Consider the following 24,264-nt stretch of genomic DNA (forward strand, 5'->3'; position numbering starts at 1 on the left):
CATGCTGATCGTTGCCGACGAAAACATCCCCCTGCTCGATGCCTTCTTTGCCGGTTTCGGCGAGATCCGGCGTTATCCGGGGCGGGCCATCGACCGTGACTGCGTGCGCGATGCCGATGTGCTGCTGGTCCGTTCGGTAACCCGGGTCGACCGCGCCTTGCTGGAAGGCAGCCAGGTGCGCTTCGTCGGCACCTGCACCATTGGCACCGATCACCTGGACCTCGGCTATTTCGCCGAGGCCGGCATCCACTGGTCCAGTGCGCCGGGCTGCAACGCCCGCGGGGTGGTGGACTACGTGCTAAGCAGCCTGCTGACCCTGGCCGAGCTGGACGGCGCCGACCTTTCGCAGCGGACCTATGGCGTGGTCGGCGCGGGCGAGGTCGGTGGTCGCCTGGTCCAGGTGCTGCGCGGCCTGGGCTGGAAGGTGCTGGTCTGCGATCCGCCACGGCAGGCGGCGGAGGGCGGGGATTATGTGGCGCTGGAGCGGATCCTGGCCGAGTGCGATGTGATCAGCCTGCACACCCCTCTGACCCGCGCCGGCGAGCAGCCGACCTGGCATCTGTTCGATCGCCAGCGCCTGGCCCGGCTGCGCCCGGGCGCCTGGCTGATCAACGCCGCCCGTGGCCCGGTGATCGACAACACCGCCCTGCGCGAGCTGCTGCTGGAGCGCGAAGACGTGCTGGCGGTACTGGATGTCTGGGAGGAGGAACCGCTGGTGGATGTGGAGCTGGCCGACCTGTGCGTGATCGCCACCCCGCATATCGCCGGCTACAGTCTCGACGGCAAGCAGCGTGGTACCGCGCAGATCTACCAGGCGTATTGCGCCTGGCGCGGCGAGCCGGAGCAGGTGCAGCTCGCCGACCTGCTGCCCGCTCCCTGGCTGGCCCGGGTCGAGCTGCAGGCCGATACCGACCCGGCCTGGGCCCTGGCGACGCTGTGCCGTGCGGTGTATGACCCGCGCCGGGACGACGCGGACTTTCGCCGCAGCCTGGGCAATGACCCGGTGGCGCAGAAGCTGGCGTTCGATCTGTTGCGCAAGGGCTATCCGGTGCGGCGCGAGATCGAGGGATTGAAGGTTCGGGCTGAAGGGCAGGAGGTTCGGAAGGTGGCGGCGGCGCTGGGGTGTGTGGTCGAGGGCTGATCGCTTTGCCGGCCCTCAGGGCCTCATCGCGGGTAAACCCGCTCCTACAGGGTTCGCGGGGACCTGCGGGCAATAAAAAACCCGGCACCAGGGCCGGGTTTCGAATAGGCGAGGGTCTCAGCCCTTCTTCACCGGGTTGACCCGGCTGTTATCCAGCTCGCGGCAGGCCTGCTGGATCATCTGTTCGGTGATCGGGATCTCGCGGCCTTGCGCGTCGATGACCGAACCGAATGCCGGCACAGGCTGGGCCGGGCGTTGTTGGGTGTTGCTGCTTTGCTGCAAGCTCATTTCCTGTCTCCTCCTCAGGGTGGCTAAGCCCAGATTAATCACGCGTGATGACCAGGCTGTGACAACTCCTTTTCGCTGTCTCATCATGCGAACCGACAGTCCAACAGAAAGTTCCTTCAAGAACCAGCGCTACTTTAGACCGATGCGGTCTAAGGTCCTTCCCGACTCGTTGTAATTACCTACGGCAGCCGTCCACATGTTCGATCCGCTTTCTTCCCGCCAGCGCCGGGCCCTGCACCTGGCCTGGCGTTTCGTGCGTCCGTACCGCAGGCAGGCGCTGCTGGCCCTGCTGGCCCTGGTGGTCACCGCCGGCATTACCTTGTCGATGGGGCAGGGCATCCGCCTGTTGGTAAACCAGGGCTTCGTGACCCGCTCGCCCGACTTGCTGGGCCAGTCCATCGCCTTGTTCATGGCCCTGGTGCTGGCCCTGGCGGTGGGCACCTTTAGCCGTTTCTACCTGGTCTCCTGGATCGGTGAGCGGGTGGTGGCCGATATCCGTCGGCAGGTGTTCGATCATCTGCTTGGCCTGCATCCCGGCTTTTTCGAGCACAACCGTAGCTCGGAGATCCAGTCGCGGCTGACTGCCGACACCACGCTGCTGCAATCGGTGATCGGTTCGTCGCTGTCGCTGTTCCTGCGCAATGTGCTGATGGTGGTGGGCGGCATCATCCTGCTGTTCGTCACCAATCCGAAGCTAACCAGTATCGTGGTCCTGGCCCTGCCGCTGGTGCTGGCGCCGATCCTGGTGTTCGGCCGGCGCGTACGCAGCCTGTCGCGGCAAAGCCAGGACCGCATTGCCGATGTCGGCAGCTACGTCGCCGAGACCCTCGGCCAGATCAAGACGGTACAGGCCTATAACCACCAGGCACAGGACCGCCAGCGCTTCGGCGAAACCGTCGAGGCGGCCTTCGCCACGGCGCGCAAGCGCATTGTCCAGCGCGCCTGGTTGATTACCCTGGTGATCGTACTGGTGCTCGGGGCGGTGGGCGTGATGCTGTGGGTCGGTGGCATGGACGTGATCGCCGGGCGCATCTCCGGTGGCGACCTGGCGGCCTTCGTTTTCTATAGCCTGATCGTTGGCAGTGCCTTCGGCACCGTCAGCGAAGTGATCGGCGAGCTGCAACGTGCTGCCGGTGCGGCCGAGAGGATTGCCGAACTGCTCGCGGCTCGCAGCGAGATCCTTGCGCCGGTCGACGGTGGGGTGAGGCTGCCCGAGCGGGTTCGCGGCGAACTGCAGTTGCAAGGCGTGCGCTTCGCCTATCCGACGCGCCCCGATCGTCCGGCCATCGACGGACTGGATCTGCGCATCGAGCCCGGACAGACACTCGCCCTGGTCGGGCCATCGGGTGCGGGCAAGTCGACCCTGTTCGACCTGCTGCTGCGCTTCCACGACCCGCAGGAGGGCCGCATTCTCCTCGACGGCCAGCCCCTGACCACGCTTGATCCCTTGGATCTGCGCCGGCACTTCGCCCTGGTGGCGCAGAACCCTGCGCTGTTCTTCGGCACGGTCGAGGACAACATCCGCTACGGCCGTGCCGATGCCAGCTTCGCCCAGGTCGAGGCCGCCGCCCGCAGTGCCCATGCCCATGAGTTCATCCTGCAATTGCCCGACGGCTACCAGACGCACCTGGGCGACGCCGGCCTCGGCCTCTCCGGCGGTCAGCGCCAGCGCCTGGCAATTGCCCGGGCCTTGCTGGTGGACGCGCCCATCCTGCTGCTCGACGAAGCCACCAGCGCCCTCGATGCTCAGAGCGAACACCTGGTCCAGCAAGCGCTGCCAAACCTGATGGCAGGGCGTACCACGCTGGTCATCACTCACCGCCTGGCGACGGTGCAGCACGCCGATCGCATCGCGGTGATCGATGGGGGAAAATTGGTAGCGATTGGCAGCCATCGGCAATTGATCGCGGAAAACCCGCTCTATGCCCGGCTGGCAGCGTTGCAGTTCGGTCCGCAGTAGAAGGGGCTTACGCCAGATGCAGGGGGAAATCCGCCACTCTGGGGTTATACAGCGACGAATCATGGCGGAAAACCGCCAGACAAACCGCCCAATATGGGGTGCGACCATGCGCCTCGCCTATTGGCCGTTGGTCGCGGGAAAGTTGGCCCGCTTCGTGCTTTGTGAGGCGCCGGCGCGGGCCAAGTCCCCGCTTTACAAGACCATGGGCTGCCAGTGCAGCCACGGCATCAGACCGCACCCCGCTTCCAGATACCCCAGCCACCACCGAGTGAGCACAACGATAAAACCAGGGCGTGCACCCGGGCGCGGCGGTCCAGCCAACACCTTCACTTCAATTGGATGAATTATGAAAAAAGTCCTTTTGGCGCTCCTGTGCCTGGGCGTCATTGGTTGCTCCAAGCCCAGTGAACCGGAAAAGACCGTCGACGTGCTGCTGATCGGTGGCGGCATCATGAGTGCCAGCCTCGGCACCTACCTGCACGAGCTGCAACCTGACTGGTCGATCAATATCTACGAGCGCATGGACCAGGTTGCCGAAGAAAGCTCCAACGCCTGGAACAACGCCGGTACCGGCCACTCCGCCTTCTGCGAGCTGAACTACACCAGCGAAGCCGCCGACGGCACCATGGATATCAGCAAGGCCGTGGGCATCAACGAACAGTTCGAGATCTCCAAGCAGTTCTGGTCCTACCAGGTCGAGCAGAAGGTCCTGAACAACCCGGGCTCGTTCATCAACAACGTGCCGCACATGAGCTTCGTCTGGGGCGACAAGAACGTCGAGTTCCTGCGCAAGCGCCACGCCGCCCTGCAGCACAGCTCGCTGTTCCGCGGCATGGAGTACTCCGAGGACCATGCACAGATCGCCAAGTGGGTGCCGATCGTCATGGAAGGCCGTGCTGCCGACCAGAAAGTCGCCGCGACCCGCATGAGCATCGGTACCGACGTCAACTTCGGCGAGATCACCCGCCAACTGGTGGGTTCGCTGACCAAGAGCGACAAGGTCAGCCTGAACCTGCGTCACGAAGTCCGCGATATCAAGCGCAACGCCGACAACACCTGGACCGTCGTGGTCGCCGACCTCGGCAACAAGGGCGTGGAAACCAGCGTCAAGGCGAAGTTCGTGTTCATCGGTGCCGGTGGTGGCGCCCTGAAATTGCTGCAGAAGTCCGGCATTCCGGAAGCTGACGGCTACGCCGGGTTCCCGGTGGGCGGCCAGTTCCTGATGACCGACAACCAGGACATCGTTTCCCGGCACAAGGCCAAGCTGTACGGCAAGGCGTCGGTCGGCGCGCCGCCGATGTCGGTGCCGCACCTCGACACGCGCATCATCGATGGCAAGGAAGTGCTGCTGTTCGGCCCGTTCGCGACCTTCTCCACCAAGTTCCTGAAAAACGGTTCGCTGCTGGACATGTTCGCTGCGCTGAACACCCATAACATCATGCCGATGACCCACGCCGGCATCGACAACATCGACCTGAGCACCTACCTGATGGGTCAGTTGATGCTCAGCTTCGACGACCGCATGGCTGCGCTGCGTGAATACTTCCCGAACGCGAAGAACGAAGACTGGAAACTGCTGCAGGCCGGCCAGCGCGTGCAGATCATCAAGAAGGATGCGGTGCATGGCGGCATCCTGCAGTTCGGTACCGAGGTGGTAGCCTCCGAGGATGGCTCGATCGCTGCGCTGCTGGGCGCCTCGCCAGGTGCCTCGACCGCTGCGCCGATCATGCTGACCGTGCTGGAAAAAACCTTCAAGGACCGCATCAAGAGCCCCGAGTGGCAGGCCAAGCTGAAGGAAATCGTGCCGACCTATGGTCAGAAGCTGAACAACAATCTCGAGCTGACCAACAAGACCCGCGAGTGGACCAGCTCGCGCCTGGGCCTGACCTTCGTTCCGGTATTGCCGGAAGAGCAGCCGGTGGCTGTTCAATAAGACTGTTCAAGGGGCAAGGATCTTCTTTGCCCCTTATGGCCTCATCGCTGGCAAGCCAGCTCCCACAGGGTCAGCACAAATCTCAAGACCTGAGCAGTACCTGTGGGAGCTGGCTTGCCAGCGATGAGGCCGGACCAGTCAACCCAAGACTGACTGACCCACTCCAGGCAAAGTGGAAGGGACAAGCACGAAAAAGCCCGCACTAGGCGGGCTTTTTCGTGAGCGATTGGTCGGAGAGACAGGATTCGAACCTGCGGCCTTCTCGTCCCGAACGAGACGCGCTACCTGGCTGCGCTACACTCCGATGAAGAAAATTCTACTCAAAAATTTCGCTTCGACAAGCCCCCGTTTCGTATGGAACGGGGGCTTTTTTACGAAGGCGCTTACAGCTCTTTCACGGTGCGAATCTGGTCCTTGTTGACCCGGGTACGCTTGCCATCAAGTTGCTCGATTTCGTAGAAGCCCGAATCGTCATCGTATTTCGGGGTATCGACGGCCTGGATCTCACGACCGTCGTTGAGGGTGATCACGGTAGGGCTCGAGCAACCGGCCAGGGCGCCAATGCCAAGAGCGAGCAGGAAGGCGGGAAGGGTCCGTTTGATCATGGGTAAATCTCCAGTTAAGTGGGGCCGTATAGTTCGTTAAGACGCAAACAGTTACAGCAAGTTCAGTACGAAGTTGCGGCCAGTGCCTGATCGCCGTATTGACCGGCAGCAATGCCATGCCGGGTTGCTCGCGCGGGGCAACCCTGCCCTGTGATATAACACCGGCCATTCCCTGGATCTACGGACTTATGCCATGAAAGCCAAGGCCGACGCGCCCTTCGTGCCGCTCAACATCGCCGTGCTGACCGTCAGCGACACCCGCACCTTCGAAACCGATACCTCCGGCCAGGTCTTCGTCGACCGCCTCACCGAGGCCGGGCACCACCTTGCCGAACGGGTGCTGCTCAAGGACGACCTGTACAAGATTCGCGCCCGGGTCGCAGCCTGGATTGCCGACGACAGCGTGCAGGTGGTGCTGATCACCGGCGGCACCGGCTTCACCGGGCGCGACAGTACCCCGGAAGCCGTGAGCTGCCTGCTGGACAAGCAGGTCGACGGTTTCGGCGAACTGTTCCGGCAGATTTCCGTGGCCGATATCGGCACCTCTACCATTCAGTCCCGCGCCTTGGCCGGCCTGGCCAACGGCACCCTGGTCTGCTGCTTGCCGGGCTCGACCAATGCGGTGCGCACCGGCTGGGACGGTATCCTCGCCGAGCAACTGGACAATCGCCACCGGCCGTGCAATTTCGTACCGCACCTGAAGCAGGCCGCGCCCTGCGAAAGCCGTGGCTGAGGCGCCGGCGGCACGGCCGCTGATGCCGGTGGAAGCGGCTCTCCAGCGCTTGCTGGACCTGGCCGCGGCGGCGCCGATCCGTGATGTCGAAGAGGTCACCCTGGCCGATGCCGAAGGTCGGGTGCTGGCAGCGGACCTGCACGCGTCCATCGACCTGCCGCCATGGCCGAACAGTGCAATGGACGGGTACGCCCTGCGTATCGCCGACTGGGCCGGCGAGCCGCTGCCGGTCAGCCAGCGGATTTTCGCCGGGCATGCACCGCAGCCGTTGCAGCCCGGCACCTGCGCGCGGATCTTCACCGGCGCGCCGGTGCCGGAAGGTGCCGACTGCGTTGAAATGCAGGAAAACGCCGAAGTCCTGGCTGACCAGCGCGTACGTTTCACCGAGGAGTTGAGCCTCGGTCAGAATATCCGCCCGCAAGGCCAGGAAACCCGTGCCGGGGAGCTGGTGCTGGCAACAGGCACGCGCCTGGGGCCGATCGAACTGGGCCTGGCGGCGACCCTCGGTCATGCCTCGCTCAGCGTGGTGCGCCGGGTCAGGGTGGCGGTGCTGTCCACCGGTGACGAGCTGGTCGAGCCGGGGCTGCCGCTGGGGCCGGGGCAGATCTACAACAGCAACCGACGCCTGCTGTGCAGCTGGCTGCAACGCCTGGGTTGTGAGGTGGTGGATGCCGGGATCCTGCCCGATAACCTCGAGCAGACCCGCCTGCGTCTCGGCGAGCTGAGGGCCGTGGACCTGATTCTTTCCACCGGCGGTGTATCGGTGGGCGAGGCGGATTATCTCGGCATCGCCCTGCGCGAGGCCGGCGAACTGGCGTTGTGGAAACTGGCGATCAAGCCGGGCAAGCCGCTGACCGTGGGTCAGTACAACGGCGTGCCGGTGATCGGCCTGCCCGGAAACCCCGCCTCGACCCTGGTCACCTTCGGCCTGCTGACCCGTCCCTATCTGCTGCGCCGGCAGGGGGTGCAGGATGTCGAGCCCTTGCACTTCGCCGTGCCGGCCGGGTTCGACTGGCCGAAGGCGGGCAATCGCCGCGAGTACCTGCGTGCCCGGCTGGAGCAGGGCCAGGCAAGGATCTACCGCAACCAGAGTTCCGGGGTGCTACGCAGCGCGGCCTGGGCCGAAGGGCTGGTGGAGGTGCTGGAGGGCAGCACCCCCCGGCAGGGCGATATCGTCCAGTTCATTCCCTTGAGTGAATTACTCGGTTGAAGGGCATCTGCCGGTCCTAGGCAGGCCCAGCGCTCGCGCTTGGCAGGGCATCAGGAAGATCGCCGGCCCTGACCGGCCGACTCAGCAGGCGCTGATGCACGCCCTCCAGCTGCATCACCGCCACGCTCCAGTCATGCCGCTCGCGCACGAAGGCTCGCCCGGCCTGCGAGAGCTGGCGCATTCGCTGTGGCTGGTTCAACAGCCGGGTCAGGGTCAGCGCCAGGTCGCCCGCGTCTTCGGCGCCGAGGTAATGCTCGCCGCATGTGACCTCAAGCCCCGAAACGCCCGACGGTGTCGTCACCACCGGCAATCCCGCCGCCATGGCTTCCAGCAGCTTCACCTTGCATCCGCCACCCTGGCGCAATGGCGCGAAGAACACCGCCGAAAGGCGCTGCAGTTCGCGTAGATCGGGCAGGTACCCGACCCATTCGATGCGCGGATCATTCCAGTGCAGCCGCCACTGTTCCGGCAGCGCATGGCCGACTATCGCCAGGCGCACCGCCGGATTGCCTTGCCAGACCTGCGGCATGATTTCTTCCAGTGCCCATTCGATGGCCTGGCGGTTGGCACAGTGTTCGAAATTGCCGACGAACAACAGGCGCTGGCTATGCGGCGCGAAATCGATGTGCTGGTAATGCGCGCAATCCACGCCATTGACCACGACCTCCACCGGCTTGCCGCCCAGGCGGCTGAGTGCGTCGGCGTCGCACGGGCTTACTGCGATCACCTTGCTGGCCTGTGCCAGCACTCGTGTTTCCCAGCGCCGATAGCGCCAGCCGTCGAAGCTGTTGAAGGGGCGCAGCCACAGGGGCAAAAGGTCCTGGCAGGCGGCGCCCCTGCGCCATTCCACCTGATGTTCGCTGACCACGAAGGGCAACCCGCTGGCCTGCAGCGCCCGTTCGAATGGCTGGAAGCTGTAGCTGTGTTCGATCTGGATCACGTCCCAGTGCTCCTGCAGCAGTTGCTCGAACCGATGACGCAGGTGCGGGGCCAGGCCGTTGATGCAGGCGCGCATCGGATAGCCGGCGGACAGGGCTGCCAGCACGTTCAGCGGGCTTCGCAGGGGGCGCCGCGGCAGCACGATCAGGCGCTCGAGCAAGGGCTCCAGCGCCTCTCGCGTTCTGTCGCACAGCGGGACCCGGGATTGCGTCAGCAGGGTGATGCGATGGCCCCGCAGCGCCATGCCGCGCAGCAGATGAAATTGCCGGGACTTGCTGCCGCTGGTGATTGGCCAAGGCAGGTAGGGCAGTGTCCAGAGTACGCGCATGGCACTTCCTCGCGACCTATGCTGGTGAATGTCAATAAAATGGCTTTTTTTCAGGTTGTGGATTTTTTGCCAATTATTTGTCGAAGCATGGTCGCGGTCGCAGGATTTTTCCATGCCGCTCGTAAGACAGCTCAACTTTTCTTGTAGCGCGATGGTCCAGATAGCAGATGAGAATTCGCCGGGGAGGGCGATCCATGAGCGAGCGCAAGGCACTGCTGGTCCTGCATGGCAAGCAGGCAATGAACGAAGACGTACGTGCGGCGGTTGCGGGCATGCGCGAGCGCGGCTGGCAACTGGACGTGCGACTGACCTGGGAAGGCGGTGATGCCGGACGGCTGGTGAAAGAAGCGCTGGAGGCCGGCTACCCACAACTGATCGCCGGCGGTGGCGATGGCACCCTGCGCGATGTCAGCCACGCCATGGTCAAGGCCGGGGCCTCGGCGAGCCTGGCCTTGCTACCGCTGGGCACTGCCAATGACTTTGCCCATGCCGCCGGTATTCCGCTGGAGCCTGCGACGGCGCTGGAGCTTCTGGAGAGCGAGGCGCGCCCGGTTGACCTGGGCGAAGTCGATGGTGAGGTGTTCCTCAATATGGGCACTGGCGGCTTCGGCAGCCAGGTCACCGCGCAGACCTCGGAAGACTTGAAAAAGGTACTCGGCGCGGCAGCCTATCTGTTTACCGGGCTGTCCCGCTTCACCGAACTGGGAGCGGCGTCGGTCAGCCTGCAAGGGCCGGATTTCCATTGGCAGGGCGACCTGCTGGCACTGGGCATCGGCAATGGTCGCCAGGCCGGTGGCGGGCATGTGCTGTGTCCGGAGGCAGTGGTGGACGATGGCTTGCTCGATATCAGCATCCTGCCGGCGCCCCAGGAAGTGGTCGGCACCCTGCGCGACCTGCTCGCCGGCGGCCTGGGGCTGGACAGCATGTTCGTCCGTGCGCGCCTGCCGTGGGTGGAGGTCAAGGGCTCGCAGGGGCTGGATATCAACCTCGACGGCGAGCCCTTGCAAGGCGACAACTTGCGCTTTCGCGTCTTGCCCAAGGCGCTGCGCCTGCATTTGCCGGCGAACTCGCCCTTGCTCAGTCGTCGAGGCTGATGATCTGCTCACGCACTGCAAACAGCACCAGGCCCGCAACGTCGTAGATATGCAGGCGTTTCATGATCTGCGAGCGGTGGGTTTCGACGGTCTTCACGCTCAGGCCGAGGCCATTGGCGATTTCCCGGGTGGACTTGCCGCGCACGATCAGGCGCAGGATTTCCAGCTGGCGGGCCGTGAGGTTGTGGTTGTCCATGGGCTCTGGTTTCTGCCCGCGCAGCAGGGCCTGGTTGATCACGGTGTGGGCGATGGCCGGGCTCAGGTAGCGCTCGTCATTGCGCAGCGCCGCCAGGGCCTGCTCCAGCTCGGTGGCCGTGGTGTCCTTGAGCAGGTAGCCGTGGGCACCGCTTTCCAGGGCCTGCATGATCAGGTGCGGATCGGTGTGCATGGACAGGATCAGCACCTTGCAATGCATGCCTTCGGCATGCAATTGGCTCAAGGCATCCAGTCCGCCCATGGCCCGCATCGACAGGTCGAGCAGGACGATGTCCGGCGCGAGCTCGCGCACCAGTTCCACCAACTGGCTGCCGTCGCAGGCTTCGCCCACTACGGTATAGCCGGGGATGTCGGAGACCAGGGCGCGCACGCCGGCGCGGATCAGGGAGTGGTCGTCAACCAACAGCAATTTACAGGTCATGAAGTCTTACTTGAGTTGGCGCGCTCGCGCGTGCGGGGAGGCCAGGGGAACAGCGCGTCTATGCGCGTGCCCTTGCCTGGATCGCTATGTACCGTGAGGCTGCCGTTGAGCAGTTGCGCACGTTCGGCCATGCCGGCCATGCCGCACTGGCCCTCGCTCCCGGGGTCGGACGAGGGCCGGAAACCCTGGCCATCATCACTGATCGACAGCGACAGGCCTTCGGGCTGGCGCTGGAACCGTACGATCAGGTTATCCGCCCGGGCGTGGCGCAACACGTTGGTCACCGCTTCCTGGGTGATACGGAAGGCGGCCATGGCCATGTCCTCCGGAATGCCATCCAGGCGGCTCCTGCATTCCAGGCTCCAGCGCAGGTCGGTATTTTCCAGGGTGCGCGTCAAGTGTGCGCGCAGGCTGGCTTCCAGCCCCAGGCTGTTGAGCTGGCGTGGCGCAAGGCTGGTGGCAAGGTTGCGCACATTTGCCAGTGTGTCGTCCAGGGTGCTGCGCAGCGTGCTGCAGTGCTGCTCGAGCGGTTGTGGAATGCGTCGTTGCAGCCACTCGGCCTGGAGCTTGGCCGCGGTGAGCGATTGGCCGATGTCGTCGTGCAGTTCGCGGCTCAGGCGCTGGCGCTCGCTTTCCTGGACCTTGAGCAGGCGGTCGGCCAGTTCCTGGGGAGACATCATCAGGCTGTGCTTGCGCCAATGGCCTGCCCACAGGACCGCCACAAGGCAAAGGGCCTGCAGCAGGACCACGAACACCGGCAGGGGTGCGGCGTTCAGGTGGCAGGCCAGTCCGGCCGCCAGCGAGGCCAGGCTCGCCAGCACTGCGGCCCGGTGCAGCAGGACCGCGCCGCGCGGACAGCGGGTGAACGTCTTGAGGCTTGAGTACACGGGAAATGAAGCCATTGAAAGATCACTTTTCAAAGCCAGTCCGGGGTGATTGAAAGGCTTTTAAGCAAGACCTTCAACAACTTTTATCATCATGTTGCAACAAGGCGGCCTGGCACTTTTCCAGTGCGTTGAAAGCGCCATGTTCCAGCATGGCCAACAGTCGGCTACCGGCTCGGGCGGCGCATGTTAACACCTTGGACGCAATTGGTCGTCGGGTCTGTTAATGGGCCGATGAGTCAGGTTTTACGGGCTGGTACGGTCGTTCCGTCGAGGTCGCGATTCTAGCACTTTGCCACTACTGTTGGCGAACCCAAACTTCCCCGAAAGCGTGCGTCTGCTGTTTCCGTAGTGATGGAATTTAATGGAAAGAGGCGGCTTAGTTGCTGCTTAGTGCAATGCCGAATCACAGCGATATGCATGTCGGATATGTTTTCGACACGGCTTAGTTGAACTTTGATTGTAGGGGCTGATTCTACCGGGGCCGTGCCAGAGGGGTTGGCACGGTGCGGGGCTGTTCAGGCGGTCTGCACGGGTGCGCGCAGGATGTTTTCCAGGCTGTCCAGCAGTTCCCGTTGTTCCTCGGCATCCAGGTTAAGCGTGCCGCTGTACGGGTCGATCAGTTCGACTTGCCAGGCCAGCAGGCACAGGCAGGCTTCAAGGATGCCCAATGCTGGCCCATGCAGACGGTTGCGGTATTCGGCGGGTTCGAGCAATGCAACCAGTGCCGCGCAAAAGTCGGCAATCTCCAACAGCCCGACGCTGCGCGCCCTGTCCCTAAGGGAAGCCAGGGTATGGATCAGGCAATGGCTGGCATCGGCATCCTCGCCGATCTGGTGAAAATGCTGCAGGCATTCCTGGCCACGGCTTAGCAGCAGATGGGCCTCACCCAGGAAATCCTGGACGGCGCTCATATCCGGCGTGTCGTTCAGCATCGGTCCGCTCCCCCCGAATACGAACGCAAGGCCCCAAGGCAGACGGACGAACGGTCAGGAAGGGAGGCTGGCCACAGCAGTTTGTTAGCGAACACAGGCCTGACTCCATTCATGCATTGAGAATGGCGTCACATTAATGGCTAACGGATATCACGAATATCAGGTCCAACCCGATTGTTGATAAGGGTTTCCCTGATGAGGTTTTCCGGGGTTGGCCCGGTTGCGGGACAGCGCATGAAAGGCTGTGGGCAAAGTAAAGCATGATGCTAAAGTGACATCAATGCCCCGAGTGCTTTTTCTGCAAGGGGTCAAGCCAAGCCGCATACGGCCGATACAAAGCCGATGCTTTTTACTTTTGCGACAAGCCTGGGGGGATTCAATGGCTGGCATTCTCGACACGGTAGACCAACGCACACAGCTGGTAGGCGAGAACCGCCTGGAAATCCTGATGTTCCGCCTCGCGGGCCGGCAATTGTTCGCGATCAATGTCTTCAAGGTGCAGGAAGTCCTGCAACTGCCGAAGCTTACCCTGATGCCACAGCGCCATAGCTACGTGTGCGGTGTGGTCAACCTGCGCGGCCAGACCCTGCCGGTGATCGACCTGTCCCAGGCGATCGGCATGCGCCCGCTCGAGCCGGGGCCGAACAGTACCATCATCGTCACCGAGTACAACCGCTCCGTGCAGGCGTTCCTGGTCGGTGGCGTCGACCGCATCGTCAACATGAACTGGGAAGCCATCATGCCGCCGCCGACCAGCGCCGGTCGCCAGCATTACCTGACCGCCATCAGCAAGGTCGATGAGCAACTGGTCGAGATCATCGATGTAGAGAAGGTCCTGGCGGAAATCGTTCCGTACAACGCAAAGGTGTCCCGGGACAAGCTGGAGGATCCACTGCTGCAGCGCGCCCGGGGACGGGAAATCCTCCTGGTGGACGACTCTACCGTGGCCCTGGCGCAACTACGGGAAACCCTGTCGCAGCTAGGGGCCAGGCTGCATGTGGCCAGCGATGGCCTGAAGGCATTGAAGATGCTCAAGGGCTGGGCGGATGCCGGCGAAGACGTCTGCGAGAAGTTGCTGATGGTCTTCACCGACGCGGAAATGCCGGAAATGGACGGCTACCGCCTGACCACCGAGATCCGCAGCGATGCGCGCCTGCGCGGGTTGTACGTGGTGCTGCACACTTCGCTGTCGGGCAGTTTCAACGAATCGATGGTGAAGAAAGTGGGTTGCGACAATTTCCTCTCCAAATTCCAGCCTGATCGCCTGGTGGAAGTGGTGCGCCAGCGCCTGGAACTGGATGAAGCCACCGCCTGATGTCGCACCCGGTGTAAGCTGTTCTTTTTTCCAGGGGAGCATGGCCGATGCATCTGAGTGCGCTTTATCGTTATCCGCTCAAGTCGGGGCGGCCCGAAGCCTTGCAGCGCTCGCCCTCGGGCCTGCTTGGCCTGGCGGGCGATCGTCGCTGGATGCTGGTGGACGCCGGCAACAACCGCTTCCTGACCCAGCGGGCCTTCCCGCAGATGAGCCAGCTGTCGGCGCTTTATGCCGCCGACGGCAGCCTGCTGCTGGATGCGCCCGGTTTTGCCTCCCTGCATGTTGCCGTGCCCCCGCCGGATGAAGCCCTGCGCGGCGTGACCATCTGGCGTGACACCCTGATGGTGCCGGATGCCGGGGAGGCCGCCGCCGAGTGGCTGAGCGCGTTCATGGGGCGTGCGGTGCGCCTGGTGCATGTGCCGGAGCAGCGCACCCGTTATCTGCCCTCGGGCTATGGCGAGAACACTGACCGGGTGGCGTTCGCCGATGGTTTTCCGCTGTTGCTGATTGGCCAGGCGTCGCTCGACGATCTCAACCGCAAGATCGGGCGGCCCATGGAAATGCTGCGGTTCCGGCCGAACCTGGTGATCGCAGGCGCCGAGCCTTTCGCCGAGGACGGCTGGAAACGGATTCGTATCGGCCAGCAGACATTGCGCGTGGTCAAGCCCTGCGGGCGCTGCATTCTGACCACCATCGACCCCGCCACCGGCGAGCGCAGCGCCGACCGCGAGCCTTTCGCAACCTTGATGAACTATCGGCAGAAGGAAGGGGAGGCCATGTTCGGGCAGAACCTGGTGGCCGACGGGGATAGTGTGCTGGAGGTGGGGATGGAAGTGGAGGTTCTGGAGTAGGCTGTGTTCTTGAAGGCCTCATCGCTGGCATGCCAGCTCCCACAGGTCCAGTGTATGCAGTACCTGTGGGAGCTGGCTTGCCAGCGATGAGGCCTTCAAGAATCACACATCACTGATCATCGAAATACCGCTCATGCCAATCCACCAGCGGCTGGGGTGAGTTGAGCTTCTGTCCGTAGATCACCGCATAAGACAGCACGTTCTGTACGTACTGGCGGGTTTCATCGAATGGAATCGATTCGACCCATACGTCGAAACTCAGGTGATCCGCGCCGCGCAGCCATTGCCGTACCCTGCCAGGCCCGGCGTTGTACGCCGCCGAAGCCAGCACCCGGTTGCCGTTGAACTGCCCATGGACCTGGCTCAGGTAGGCCGCGCCCAGCTGGATATTCTTGTCCGGATCCTGCACCTGGCTGGGCGAGGCCAGCGGAATGCTGAACTTGCGCGCAGTCTCCTTGGCCGTCGCCGGCATCAATTGCATCAGCCCGCTGGCGCCGACGCTGGAGCGGGCGTCATCCATGAAGGCACTTTCCTGGCGGGTGATCGCGAATACCCAGCTCGAATGCAGGCCGCGAACCTTGGCCTCGCGCACCAGGGTATCGCGGTGGGCCATGGGGAAGCGGATATCCAGGTCATCCCAGTATTGCGCCTGGCTGATGGTGCGGATGGCCGGGAAGTACCAGCGCAGGTCGTAGGCGATACGTGCCTGGGCGACCATTTCGTCGCGATTGAAGTGCCGGCTGACGTGGTACCACTCGCGGCGGCCGTTGACGATCTCGCCGCGGGCATGGAATTCAAGGGCACGCCGGATGCCCGGGGTGCTGCGCACCTTGTTCATCAATTGCTGGCTGATCACCAGCGGTTTGTTGTTCAGTTGATAGGGCGTTTGCGCACGGTCGGCAGCGAGGAACCCGTAGAAATCACGTTCACGCGCGACGGTCTTGTACAGCAGCGGAATCTGCGGGTTCTGCGGCTGCGCCAGTTCCAGGCTGCGCGCCTGCCAGTAGCGCCAGCGGTTGCTGCTGGCGAGGTCCTGGGGCAGGCGCTTGCTCAGTTCGTAGGCCTCTTCCCAGCGACCCAGGCGCAGCAGCAGGCGCATGCGCCATTCGCTGACGGTGTTGTCGCGCAGTTGCGGGTCGTAGCGGGTCATCAGGTCCAGCGCCCGCGGGTCGTAACGACGGGCCAGAGTCAGGCCGATCTCGCGGGCGATGGCAACTTTCTCTTCTGCCGAGAAGTGCATGCGGTTGGCGTAGTCGTCGAGCAGCGCCATGGCCCGGTCCGGATCCTGGCGGGCCAGGCGACGCAGGCCGAGGCTGACCACGTCGGACATGGCTTCGTTGGCCGGGGTGAAGCGCGACGGCTGGTTGAGCAGTTCCGGCTTTTGTGCGACATCGATCAGCAGCCGCCCTTCGTTGCCAAGGGTCGGCAGGGTTTTCACCAGGTTGTTGGCCAGCGCGTAGTTGCGAGCCTGGGCGGCCAGCTTGGTGCGCAGCCAGCGTTTCTGCTCGGTGAGCTGGCCTTCCGCGGCCCAGCGTTCGAACAAGGCGTCGCAGGCGGCCGGCTGCGACTTGCCCACGGCCCAGAGTTTGTCGGCGGTGGCATAGCCTTCGGCACGCAGGCCGTGGGCCAGTTGGTACTGGCCATTGAGGCAGTCCAGTTCGGTGAAATTCAGTTTTGGGTCGTAGTACTTGACGAATGTCTGCCAGTCGCCGCGCTCGGCCAGCCAGCGCAACCAGCGCAATTTCATCCAGTTGGCCTGGGGCAGGTCGCCGTTTTTCGCCAGGAACGCTTCGATCTCGGCGTTGCTTGCGGTTTTCAGGCGGGCGGTCAGCTCGTCATAGGCGAGGTAGGGTTCCAGCGGGTAGTCCTGCAACGCAGCGGCGTAGCGCTGGTACGGACCCTTGTCGCCCTTGGCCAGGGCGCGCTTGGCCTCGTCGTACATCTGGCGTTGTTGGGCAAGATCGGCGGCTTGCGCGATGCCGGCCACCGAGGCGGAAAGAAGCAGGCAGGAAACGAGGTTGAGCAGGCGGCGCATGAGACTTCCAGGCAGTTGACCAAAACGAGTGGCGGCGTCGCCAGCACTGTGGGTTCACAGGCCTTAGCTTAGCCGTTTGCCAGCAGTCGATGAAAGCATTGTGCTTGCATCCGGACGTAATGGCGCGCCGCCCGGCGGATACCGGTGCAGGCTGTGTCGGACGGTCAAGTCGGGTAGAATGCGCGCCCGCTTTATGGAGAAGAACATGACCCTGCTCAAATTCAGCGATGTGTCCCTCGCTTTTGGCACCATGCCCTTGCTGGACAAGGTGTCCTGGCAGATCGCCCGTGGTGAGCGGGTCTGCATCATCGGCCGCAACGGCACCGGCAAGTCGAGCATGCTGCGCCTGGTCAAGGACGAGCAGAAGCCCGACGACGGTGAAATCTGGCGCGCCCCCGGCCTGAAGATCGGCGAGTTGCCCCAGGAATTGCCAGTGGCCGACGACCGCACCGTCTTCGACGTGGTCGCCGAGGGCCTGCAAGGTGTCGGCGCACTGCTTGCCGAATACCATCATCTGAGCCAGAACATCCACAGCGATGCCGACCTGGAAAAGCTCATGCATGTCCAGCAGGACCTCGAGGCCCGTGATGGCTGGCGCCTGCAACAGCTGGTGGACAGCACCCTGAGCCGCCTGCAACTGCCGGCCGACAAGACCCTCGCCGAGCTCTCCGGTGGCTGGCGCCGTCGTGTGCTGCTGGCGCAGGCCCTGGTATCGGAGCCGGACCTGCTGCTGCTCGACGAACCGACCAACCACCTGGATATCGGCGCCATCGCCTGGCTGGAAGACGCCTTGAGCAGCTTCCCCGGCGCTGTGCTGTTCATTACCCACGACCGTTCCTTCCTGCAGAACCTGGCCACCCGTATCCTCGAACTGGACCGCGGCGGCCTGATCGACTGGAACGGCGACTACGCCAGCTTCCTGGTGCACAAGGAAGCGGCGCTGGCCGCCGAGGAAACCGCCAACGCGCTGTTCGACAAGCGCCTGGCCCAGGAAGAGGTGTGGATTCGCCAGGGCATCAAGGCCCGGCGTACCCGTAACGAAGGCCGCGTGCGCGCACTGAAGGCCCTGCGCGTGGAGCGCAGCGAGCGTCGCGAGCGCCAGGGCAAGGCGAACATCCAGATCGAATCCGCGGAAAAGTCCGGCAAGCAGGTGATGGTGCTGGAGAACGTCAGCTTCGCCCATCCGGGCGGCCCGACCCTGGTCAAGGATTTCTCCATGGTCCTGCAGCGCGAGGACCGTATCGGCCTGCTCGGTGCCAACGGTACCGGCAAGACCACCCTGCTCAAGCTGATGCTGGGCGATCTGCAGCCGACCAGCGGCAAGGTCGAGGCGGGCACCCGTATCGAGGTCGCGTACTTCGACCAGTTGCGCAACCAGCTGGAACTGGAAAAGACCGTGATCGACAACCTGGCCGAAGGCCGGGACTTCATCGAGATCGATGGCCAGAGCCGCCATGTGCTCAGCTACCTGGGCGACTTCCTGTTCAGCCCGCAGCGTGCGCGCACCCCGGTCAAGGCACTGTCCGGGGGCGAGCGCGCGCGGTTGCTGCTGGCCAAGCTGTTCAGCAAGCCGGCCAACCTGCTGGTCCTCGACGAACCGACCAACGACCTCGACGTGGAAACCCTCGAACTGCTGGAAGAAGTGCTGTCCGGCTACAAGGGCACCGTGCTGATGGTCAGCCACGACCGGGCCTTCCTCGACAACGTGGTGACCAGCACGCTGGTCTTCGAAGGCGAGGGGCGGGTGCGCGAGTACGTCGGTGGTTACCAGGACTGGATCCGTCAGGGCGGCTCGCCACGTCTGCTGGGGGTGAGCGAAAGCAAGTCGGGCAAATCCGAGCTGAACAGCGCAGTGGTTGCGGCGCCGGTGGCCGAGGCTGCGCCGGTCGCTGCCGCTGCGGCGCCGGAAGCGAAGAAGAAACTCAGCTACAAGCTGCAACGCGAGCTGGAGGCCCTGCCCGGGCAGATCGACGAACTGGAAGAGAAGATCGCTGCGGTGCAGCAGGAAATCTCCGACCCGGGCTTCTACCAGAAGCCCATCGACCACACCGTCAAGGTGCTGGCCAGCCTGGAGAGCATGCAGGCGGAGCTGGATGTGTTGGTGGAGCGTTGGGCAGAGCTGGATAGCTAATAAAGGAATGGGGCCGCAAAGCGGCCCCAAACCTGTCAGTCGGCTTTCTTCTGCAAGCGAACCGCCAGTACATCGCACGGCGCACCATGCAGCACATCGTTGGCAGTCGAGCCGAGCAGCAGGGCCAGGCCGTGGCGGCCATGGCTGCCGACCACGATCAGGTCGCAACGCTGGTCCTTGGCCAGTTGGTGGATTTCCTGGCGAGGTTGGCCATAGGTCAGGTGCGAGTCGCCGCGATTGATCTCCGGATACTTGTTGAACAGGCGATCCATGCGCTCCTTGGCCTGGTCGAACTGCTGCTGTTGCAGTTGCGACAGGTCCATCGGCACGTCGCCGCCAAAGGCCATGGCCATCGGCTCGACGATATGCACCAGCGACACCTTGGCATTGCTCGGGCCGGCCAGCTCGCGGGCGCGCTTGATGACCGGATCGCATTCTTCGGTCAGGTCGACGGCAACCAGAATGTGTTCGTAGGGCATGAGAGGTTCTCCTGACAATCGTAATAAAGAAAGTATGGCCCGTTTCAGGCTGATCGCATCCAGCTGCGGCTAACCCGCTCATCGGTAACGTGTTGATAGGAATAACAGATATGACGGTCTGGGTAGTTGTGTCAATCCTTGCGCTGATTCTCAGCCCCCTGGCCTGGCTGCTGCCGTCCCGGCGCATGAGCGGGCGCATGGCGTTGCGCTTGGAGGCGCGGCGCATGGGCATGAACATGCAACTGGCGCCACAGACCTGGCCGCACTGGCTGCCGCACGAGCCGCCGGCGACCTGCGCGCAGTACCACCGGGCGCGGCGCAAGGGCAGTGCGGATACCTGGAGCTACTGGCAGACCGAGCCGGGTGTCTGGCTCGACCAGTGGCGTGAGCCCTGCGTTGACGAGCGCGTGCTGGAGCAGCTCAAGCGCTTGCCGGCCAGCGTCTACAAAGCCGAAGCCGGCACGCAGATGATCGCCCTGTGCTGGGGCGAACGCGAGGACGCTGCTGTATTGCAGGATGTTGCTCAGGTGCTGCAAAACCTGGCATGAAAAAAGCCCGCCCGGGCATCCGGGCGGGCTGCGTTACGCTGCTGAAAAAAAGGCCAGGCAGGCCGGGAGGTAGTTCAGTAGTTCGCAGTGTAGTGGGCAATTCATCTTCGCGCGCGGCAAATTCCCTTCTTTTTTCTCCTCCCACCCTGTTTACCCCGCTGGATCGATTTCCCGCCAGGGGCGTCTATCGCTTACGTGAATGATCGCCGATCACCGTCATGCGCTGTTGCTCAAAAGCCGTACAGAACTGACTGCAAGGTCGCTTTTCGCCAGTGCTTTTGGGGGTTTGACAAAGATCATCTTTTCGTTGAATGTGTGCACACCCCAATCAAACGGGCGTATGAATTGAGCGTTTGTATTGTAAGAAAGCTCGTACAGAATCCCGACTATCACGCTGCCGGTCAGGTCTGAAACAGAACAAAAGCGGTCAGCGTGTACAGTTCAGCTTCCATATCGTGGAGATCAGTTGATGATTTACGAAGGTAAAGCCATCACGGTTAAGGCTCTTGAAAGCGGCATCGTCGAACTGAAGTTCGACCTCAAGGGTGAGTCCGTCAACAAATTCAACCGTCTTACCCTGAACGAACTGCGTCAGGCGGTGGATACCATCAAGGCCGACGCTTCGATCAAGGGCGTGATTGTCAGCAGTGGCAAGGACGTGTTCATCGTCGGTGCCGACATCACCGAATTCGTCGACAACTTCAAGCTGCCCGAGGCCGAGCTGATCGCCGGCAACCTGGAAGCCAACCGCATCTTCAGCGACTTCGAAGACCTCGAGGTGCCGACCGTCGTCGCCATCAACGGCATCGCCCTGGGTGGCGGCCTGGAGATGTGCCTGGCGGCCGACTTCCGCGTGATGTCCACCACTGCCAAGATCGGCCTGCCTGAAGTCAAGCTGGGTATCTACCCGGGCTTCGGCGGTACCGTGCGCCTGCCGCGCCTGATCGGTGCCGACAACGCGGTCGAGTGGATCGCCTCCGGCAAGGAAAACCGCGCCGAAGACGCCCTGAAAGTGGGCGCGGTCGATGCCGTGGTTGCTCCTGAGAAACTCGGCGAAGCGGCCCTGGACCTGATCAAACGTGCCATCAGCGGCGAGTTCGATCACAAGGCCAAGCGCCAGCCGAAGCTGGAAAAGCTCAAGCTCAACGCCATCGAACAGATGATGGCCTTCGAAACCGCCAAGGGCTTCGTCGCTGGCCAGGCCGGCCCGAACTACCCGGCGCCGGTCGAAGCGATCAAGACCATCCAGAAGGCCGCCAACTTCGGTCGCGACAAGGCCATCGAAGTGGAAGCCGCCGGCTTTGCCAAGCTGGCCAAGACCTCGGTAGCCGAAAGCCTGATCGGTCTGTTCCTCAATGACCAGGAACTCAAGCGCAAGGCCAAGGCCCATGACGAGATCGCCCACGACGTGAAGCAGGCAGCCGTGCTCGGCGCCGGCATCATGGGCGGCGGCATCGCCTACCAGTCCGCGGTCAAGGGCACGCCGATCCTGATGAAGGACATCCGCGAGGAAGCCATCCAGCTCGGCCTGAACGAAGCGTCCAAGCTGCTCGGCAAGCGTGTCGAGAAAGGCCGCCTGACGCCTGCAAAAATGGCCGAGGCCCTGAACGCGATTCGTCCGACCCTGTCCTACGGCGACTTCGCCAATGTCGACATCGTCGTCGAAGCCGTGGTCGAGAACCCGAAGGTCAAGCAAGCGGTGCTGGCCGAGGTGGAAGCCCAGGTCAAGGACGATGCGATCCTTGCCTCGAACACCTCGACCATCTCCATCAACCTGCTGGCCAAGGCACTCAAGCGCCCGGAAAACTTCGTTGGCATGCACTTCTTCAACCCGGTGCACATGATGCCGCTGGTGGAAGTGATCCGTGGCGAGAAGTCCAGCGAAGTGGCGGTGGCTACCACCGTTGCCTACGCCAAGAAGATGGGCAAGAACCCGATCGTGGTCAACGACTGCCCGGGCTTCCTGGTCAACCGCGTGCTGTTCCCGTACTTCGGCGGCTTTGCCAAGCTGGTCAGCGCCGGCGTTGACTTCGTACGCATCGACAAGGTCATGGAAAAGTTCGGCTGGCCGATGGGCCCGGCGTACCTGATGGACGTGGTCGGCATCGACACCGGTCACCATGGTCGCGACGTGATGGCTGAAGGCTTCCCGGACCGCATGAAGGACGATCGTCGCTCCGCCGTCGACGCCCTGTACGAGGCCAATCGCCTCGGCCAGAAGAACGGCAAGGGCTTCTACGCCTACGAAACCGACAAGCGCGGCAAGCCGAAGAAAGTCGCCGATGCCTCGGTGCTGGAAGTGCTCAAGCCGGTGGTCTACGAGCAGCGCGAGGTCAGCGACGAAGACATCATCAACTGGATGATGGTCCCGCTTTGCCTGGAAACCGTGCGCTGCCTCGAAGACGGCATCGTCGAAACCGCAGCCGAGGCCGACATGGGCCTGGTCTACGGCATCGGTTTCCCTCCCTTCCGTGGCGGCGCGCTGCGCTACATCGATTCCATCGGTGTAGCCGAGTTCGTGGCCCTGGCAGACAAGTACGCCGATCTGGGCCCGCTGTACCACCCCACCGCGAAGCTGCGTGAGATGGCCAAGAACGGCCAGCGCTTCTTCGGTTAAGCGCCCAACGGTATAGAGCGAGAGTAAATATATGAGCCTGAATCCAAGAGACGTGGTGATTGTCGACTTCGGTCGCACGCCGATGGGCCGCTCCAAGGGTGGCATGCACCGCAATACCCGCGCCGAAGACATGTCCGCGCACCTGATCAGCAAGGTGCTGGAACGCAACGCCAAGATCGACCCGGCCGAAGTCGAGGACGTGATCTGGGGCTGCGTCAACCAGACCCTGGAACAGGGCTGGAACATCGCGCGCATGGCGTCGCTGATGACCCAGATCCCGCACACCGCCGCCGGCCAGACCGTCAGCCGCCTGTGCGGCTCGTCGATGAGCGCCCTGCATACCGCCGCCCAGGCGATCATGACCGGCAACGGTGATGTCTTCGTCGTCGGTGGTGTCGAGCACATGGGCCACGTCAGCATGATGCACGGGGTCGACCCGAACCCGCACATGTCCCTGTACGCCGCCAAGGCCTCGGGCATGATGGGCCTGACTGCCGAGATGCTCGGCAAGATGCACGGCATCAGCCGTGAGCAACAGGACCTGTTCGGCCTGCGCTCGCACCAGCTCGCCCACAAGGCGACCGTGGAAGGCAAGTTCAAGGACGAGATCATCCCGATGCAGGGCTACGACGAGAACGGTTTCCTCAAGGTCTTCGACTACGATGAAACCATTCGCCCGGACACCACCCTGGAAAGCCTCGCGGCGCTGAAGCCTGCCTTCAACCCGAAAGGCGGCACCGTGACTGCCGGTACCTCGTCGCAGATCACCGACGGCGCTTCGTGCATGATCGTCATGTCGGCCCAGCGCGCCAAGGACCTGGGCATCCAGCCGCTGGCGGTGATCCGCTCCATGGCGGTGGCTGGCGTGGACCCGGCGATCATGGGCTACGGCCCGGTCCCGGCGACCCAGAAAGCGCTCAAGCGCGCAGGTCTGAGCATTGCCGACATCGACTTCATCGAGCTCAACGAAGCCTTCGCCGCCCAGGCCCTGCCAGTGCTGAAGGATCTGAAAGTGCTCGACAAGATGGATGAGAAGGTTAACCTGCACGGCGGCGCGATCGCCCTGGGTCACCCGTTCGGCTGCTCGGGCGCGCGTATTTCCGGTACGCTGCTCAACGTCATGAAGCAGAACGGCGGTACCCTTGGCGTTTCGACCATGTGCGTCGGCCTCGGCCAAGGCATCACCACGGTCTTCGAGCGCGTCTGATCGCGTGGTTGACCAAACCGGGCCTGGTGCCCCGGTTTTTGTTTTTTCGGATTTTTTCAGGAGGGCCAGCGGCATGCAGATACAACCAGGCGTATACCGGCATTACAAAGGGCCTGAGTACCGTGTCTTCGGCACTGCGCGGCATTCCGAAAGCGAGGAATGGGTAGTCTTCTACCAGGCGTTGTACGGCGAATTCGGCCTGTGGGTACGGCCGTTGTCGATGTTTCTCGAGTCGGTGGAAGTTGACGGGGAGCAAGTCCCACGCTTTGCTTTGGTCGAGGCCGAAGCGACGCTGTTTTCGCGACCGGATGGCGCAGGCGGCTGAACTCCCGTGCTTGACCTCATTCTATAGCCACTATATATAGCGGTGCCGCGTCAGGTGCCTGGCGTGTTT

Annotated in this window: 21 protein-coding genes and 1 tRNA gene; 13 read left to right on the forward strand and 9 right to left on the reverse strand. The window is 63.2% G+C overall.

Going from position 1 to position 24,264, the window contains the following annotated elements; all coding sequences use genetic code 11:
* The first annotated feature begins 1 nt into the window (after position 1).
* Positions 2-1,141, forward strand: a complete 1,140-nt coding sequence (gene pdxB, locus CSV86_RS04790; RefSeq protein WP_009404576.1) for a 4-phosphoerythronate dehydrogenase PdxB — start codon at positions 2-4, stop codon at positions 1,139-1,141.
* A gap of 117 nt (positions 1,142-1,258) precedes the next feature.
* Here pdxB and CSV86_RS04795 read toward each other — a convergent pair whose 3' ends face one another.
* On the reverse strand, positions 1,259-1,429 hold the full coding sequence (locus tag CSV86_RS04795; RefSeq protein WP_009404578.1) for a PA1571 family protein: 171 nt from the start codon (positions 1,427-1,429) through the stop codon (positions 1,259-1,261).
* Between the two features lie 196 nt (positions 1,430-1,625).
* Here CSV86_RS04795 and CSV86_RS04800 point away from each other — a divergent pair, with 196 nt between their 5' ends.
* Both CSV86_RS04800 and mqo read left to right on the forward strand, forming a co-directional pair.
* Positions 1,626-3,389, forward strand: a complete 1,764-nt coding sequence (locus tag CSV86_RS04800; RefSeq protein ID WP_009404580.1) for an ABC transporter transmembrane domain-containing protein — start codon at positions 1,626-1,628, stop codon at positions 3,387-3,389.
* A 346-nt stretch (positions 3,390-3,735) separates the two neighbouring features.
* Positions 3,736-5,322: a malate dehydrogenase (quinone) gene (gene mqo, locus CSV86_RS04805; RefSeq protein ID WP_009404582.1), complete on the forward strand. Its 1,587-nt coding sequence runs from the start codon at positions 3,736-3,738 to the stop codon at positions 5,320-5,322.
* A 227-nt stretch (positions 5,323-5,549) separates the two neighbouring features.
* On the opposite strand, the gene CSV86_RS04810 is transcribed toward mqo, so the two are convergent.
* Positions 5,550-5,626 (reverse strand) — tRNA-Pro (locus tag CSV86_RS04810).
* A gap of 79 nt (positions 5,627-5,705) precedes the next feature.
* Entirely contained in the window at positions 5,706-5,927 is a 222-nt protein-coding gene (locus CSV86_RS04815) for a YgdI/YgdR family lipoprotein (RefSeq protein ID WP_009404584.1), read from the reverse strand.
* Positions 5,928-6,120: 193 nt separating this feature from the next.
* Between CSV86_RS04815 and moaB the strand changes: the two genes are divergently transcribed.
* Both moaB and CSV86_RS04825 read left to right on the forward strand, forming a co-directional pair.
* Complete coding sequence (gene moaB / locus CSV86_RS04820) at positions 6,121-6,660, forward strand: molybdenum cofactor biosynthesis protein B (protein ID WP_009404586.1); 540 nt, start codon at positions 6,121-6,123, stop codon at positions 6,658-6,660.
* Between the two features lie 22 nt (positions 6,661-6,682).
* On the forward strand, positions 6,683-7,870 hold the full coding sequence (locus tag CSV86_RS04825) for a molybdopterin molybdotransferase MoeA (RefSeq protein WP_051032730.1): 1,188 nt from the start codon (positions 6,683-6,685) through the stop codon (positions 7,868-7,870).
* Between the two features lie 16 nt (positions 7,871-7,886).
* Here CSV86_RS04825 and CSV86_RS04830 read toward each other — a convergent pair whose 3' ends face one another.
* A complete protein-coding gene (locus CSV86_RS04830; RefSeq protein WP_009404590.1) occupies positions 7,887-9,137 on the reverse strand; it encodes a glycosyltransferase family 4 protein in 1,251 nt (416 codons plus the stop codon).
* A gap of 194 nt (positions 9,138-9,331) precedes the next feature.
* On the opposite strand from CSV86_RS04830, the gene yegS reads away from it, so the two are divergent.
* A complete protein-coding gene (gene yegS, locus CSV86_RS04835) occupies positions 9,332-10,231 on the forward strand; it encodes a lipid kinase YegS (RefSeq protein WP_009404592.1) in 900 nt (299 codons plus the stop codon).
* Here yegS and CSV86_RS04840 read toward each other — a convergent pair.
* The 3 genes from CSV86_RS04840 to CSV86_RS04850 all read right to left on the reverse strand — a co-directional run bounded on the left by CSV86_RS04840 (position 10,215) and on the right by CSV86_RS04850 (position 12,687).
* Positions 10,215-10,868 (reverse strand): response regulator, encoded by a 654-nt coding sequence (locus CSV86_RS04840; RefSeq protein ID WP_009404594.1) that lies wholly within the window; start codon positions 10,866-10,868, stop codon positions 10,215-10,217. The genes yegS and CSV86_RS04840 overlap by 17 nt on opposite strands.
* On the reverse strand, positions 10,865-11,755 hold the full coding sequence (locus tag CSV86_RS04845) for a sensor histidine kinase (protein ID WP_009404595.1): 891 nt from the start codon (positions 11,753-11,755) through the stop codon (positions 10,865-10,867). Before CSV86_RS04845 ends, CSV86_RS04840 begins: the two co-directional genes overlap by 4 nt.
* A 515-nt stretch (positions 11,756-12,270) precedes the next feature.
* Positions 12,271-12,687 (reverse strand): hypothetical protein, encoded by a 417-nt coding sequence (locus CSV86_RS04850; RefSeq protein WP_009404596.1) that lies wholly within the window; start codon positions 12,685-12,687, stop codon positions 12,271-12,273.
* Between the two features lie 379 nt (positions 12,688-13,066).
* Here CSV86_RS04850 and CSV86_RS04855 point away from each other — a divergent pair, with 379 nt between their 5' ends.
* Together CSV86_RS04855 and CSV86_RS04860 are read left to right on the forward strand one after the other, a co-directional pair.
* Entirely contained in the window at positions 13,067-14,002 is a 936-nt protein-coding gene (locus CSV86_RS04855) for a chemotaxis protein (protein WP_009404598.1), read from the forward strand.
* 47 nt (positions 14,003-14,049) lie between these two features.
* Positions 14,050-14,853, forward strand: a complete 804-nt coding sequence (locus CSV86_RS04860; protein ID WP_009404600.1) for an MOSC domain-containing protein — start codon at positions 14,050-14,052, stop codon at positions 14,851-14,853.
* 109 nt (positions 14,854-14,962) lie between these two features.
* Here the strand turns inward: CSV86_RS04860 and CSV86_RS04865 are convergent, their stop codons facing one another.
* Positions 14,963-16,888 (reverse strand): transglycosylase SLT domain-containing protein, encoded by a 1,926-nt coding sequence (locus CSV86_RS04865; protein WP_009404602.1) that lies wholly within the window; start codon positions 16,886-16,888, stop codon positions 14,963-14,965.
* A gap of 205 nt (positions 16,889-17,093) precedes the next feature.
* Here CSV86_RS04865 and CSV86_RS04870 point away from each other — a divergent pair, with 205 nt between their 5' ends.
* Positions 17,094-19,019, forward strand: a complete 1,926-nt coding sequence (locus CSV86_RS04870; protein WP_009404604.1) for an ATP-binding cassette domain-containing protein — start codon at positions 17,094-17,096, stop codon at positions 19,017-19,019.
* 35 nt (positions 19,020-19,054) lie between these two features.
* Here the strand turns inward: CSV86_RS04870 and CSV86_RS04875 are convergent, their stop codons facing one another.
* Positions 19,055-19,498, reverse strand: a complete 444-nt coding sequence (locus CSV86_RS04875; RefSeq protein WP_009404606.1) for a universal stress protein — start codon at positions 19,496-19,498, stop codon at positions 19,055-19,057.
* Between the two features lie 110 nt (positions 19,499-19,608).
* Between CSV86_RS04875 and CSV86_RS04880 the strand changes: the two genes are divergently transcribed.
* From CSV86_RS04880 to CSV86_RS04895, 4 genes are all read left to right on the forward strand, one after another.
* Entirely contained in the window at positions 19,609-20,046 is a 438-nt protein-coding gene (locus CSV86_RS04880) for a hypothetical protein (RefSeq protein ID WP_009404608.1), read from the forward strand.
* Positions 20,047-20,515: 469 nt separating this feature from the next.
* Positions 20,516-22,663, forward strand: coding sequence for a fatty acid oxidation complex subunit alpha FadB (gene fadB, locus CSV86_RS04885; RefSeq protein WP_009404610.1), 2,148 nt, complete (start codon positions 20,516-20,518; stop codon positions 22,661-22,663).
* A gap of 31 nt (positions 22,664-22,694) precedes the next feature.
* Positions 22,695-23,870, forward strand: coding sequence for an acetyl-CoA C-acyltransferase FadA (gene fadA / locus CSV86_RS04890; RefSeq protein WP_009404612.1), 1,176 nt, complete (start codon positions 22,695-22,697; stop codon positions 23,868-23,870).
* Positions 23,871-23,943: 73 nt separating this feature from the next.
* Positions 23,944-24,195, forward strand: a complete 252-nt coding sequence (locus CSV86_RS04895; protein WP_009404614.1) for a DUF1653 domain-containing protein — start codon at positions 23,944-23,946, stop codon at positions 24,193-24,195.
* The last annotated feature ends 69 nt before the right edge of the window (positions 24,196-24,264 follow it).

Source organism: Pseudomonas bharatica CSV86, assembly GCF_000319305.2.
In the GTDB taxonomy this organism is placed as follows: domain Bacteria; phylum Pseudomonadota; class Gammaproteobacteria; order Pseudomonadales; family Pseudomonadaceae; genus Aquipseudomonas; species Aquipseudomonas bharatica.

Excerpts from the sequence above, each read along its gene's own strand:
- pdxB (WP_009404576.1), top strand. The coding sequence starts at position 2 with ATGCTGATCGTTGCCGACGAAAACATCCCCCTGCTCGATGCCTTCTTT.
- CSV86_RS04795 (WP_009404578.1), bottom strand. The coding sequence starts at position 1,429 with ATGAGCTTGCAGCAAAGCAGCAACACCCAACAACGCCCGGCCCAGCCT.
- CSV86_RS04800 (WP_009404580.1), top strand. The coding sequence starts at position 1,626 with ATGTTCGATCCGCTTTCTTCCCGCCAGCGCCGGGCCCTGCACCTGGCC.
- mqo (WP_009404582.1), top strand. The coding sequence starts at position 3,736 with ATGAAAAAAGTCCTTTTGGCGCTCCTGTGCCTGGGCGTCATTGGTTGC.
- CSV86_RS04815 (WP_009404584.1), bottom strand. The coding sequence starts at position 5,927 with ATGATCAAACGGACCCTTCCCGCCTTCCTGCTCGCTCTTGGCATTGGC.
- moaB (WP_009404586.1), top strand. The coding sequence starts at position 6,121 with ATGAAAGCCAAGGCCGACGCGCCCTTCGTGCCGCTCAACATCGCCGTG.
- CSV86_RS04825 (WP_051032730.1), top strand. The coding sequence starts at position 6,683 with ATGCCGGTGGAAGCGGCTCTCCAGCGCTTGCTGGACCTGGCCGCGGCG.
- CSV86_RS04830 (WP_009404590.1), bottom strand. The coding sequence starts at position 9,137 with ATGCGCGTACTCTGGACACTGCCCTACCTGCCTTGGCCAATCACCAGC.
- yegS (WP_009404592.1), top strand. The coding sequence starts at position 9,332 with ATGAGCGAGCGCAAGGCACTGCTGGTCCTGCATGGCAAGCAGGCAATG.
- CSV86_RS04840 (WP_009404594.1), bottom strand. The coding sequence starts at position 10,868 with ATGACCTGTAAATTGCTGTTGGTTGACGACCACTCCCTGATCCGCGCC.
- CSV86_RS04850 (WP_009404596.1), bottom strand. The coding sequence starts at position 12,687 with ATGCTGAACGACACGCCGGATATGAGCGCCGTCCAGGATTTCCTGGGT.
- CSV86_RS04855 (WP_009404598.1), top strand. The coding sequence starts at position 13,067 with ATGGCTGGCATTCTCGACACGGTAGACCAACGCACACAGCTGGTAGGC.
- CSV86_RS04860 (WP_009404600.1), top strand. The coding sequence starts at position 14,050 with ATGCATCTGAGTGCGCTTTATCGTTATCCGCTCAAGTCGGGGCGGCCC.
- CSV86_RS04865 (WP_009404602.1), bottom strand. The coding sequence starts at position 16,888 with ATGCGCCGCCTGCTCAACCTCGTTTCCTGCCTGCTTCTTTCCGCCTCG.
- CSV86_RS04870 (WP_009404604.1), top strand. The coding sequence starts at position 17,094 with ATGACCCTGCTCAAATTCAGCGATGTGTCCCTCGCTTTTGGCACCATG.
- CSV86_RS04875 (WP_009404606.1), bottom strand. The coding sequence starts at position 19,498 with ATGCCCTACGAACACATTCTGGTTGCCGTCGACCTGACCGAAGAATGC.
- CSV86_RS04880 (WP_009404608.1), top strand. The coding sequence starts at position 19,609 with ATGACGGTCTGGGTAGTTGTGTCAATCCTTGCGCTGATTCTCAGCCCC.
- fadB (WP_009404610.1), top strand. The coding sequence starts at position 20,516 with ATGATTTACGAAGGTAAAGCCATCACGGTTAAGGCTCTTGAAAGCGGC.
- fadA (WP_009404612.1), top strand. The coding sequence starts at position 22,695 with ATGAGCCTGAATCCAAGAGACGTGGTGATTGTCGACTTCGGTCGCACG.
- CSV86_RS04895 (WP_009404614.1), top strand. The coding sequence starts at position 23,944 with ATGCAGATACAACCAGGCGTATACCGGCATTACAAAGGGCCTGAGTAC.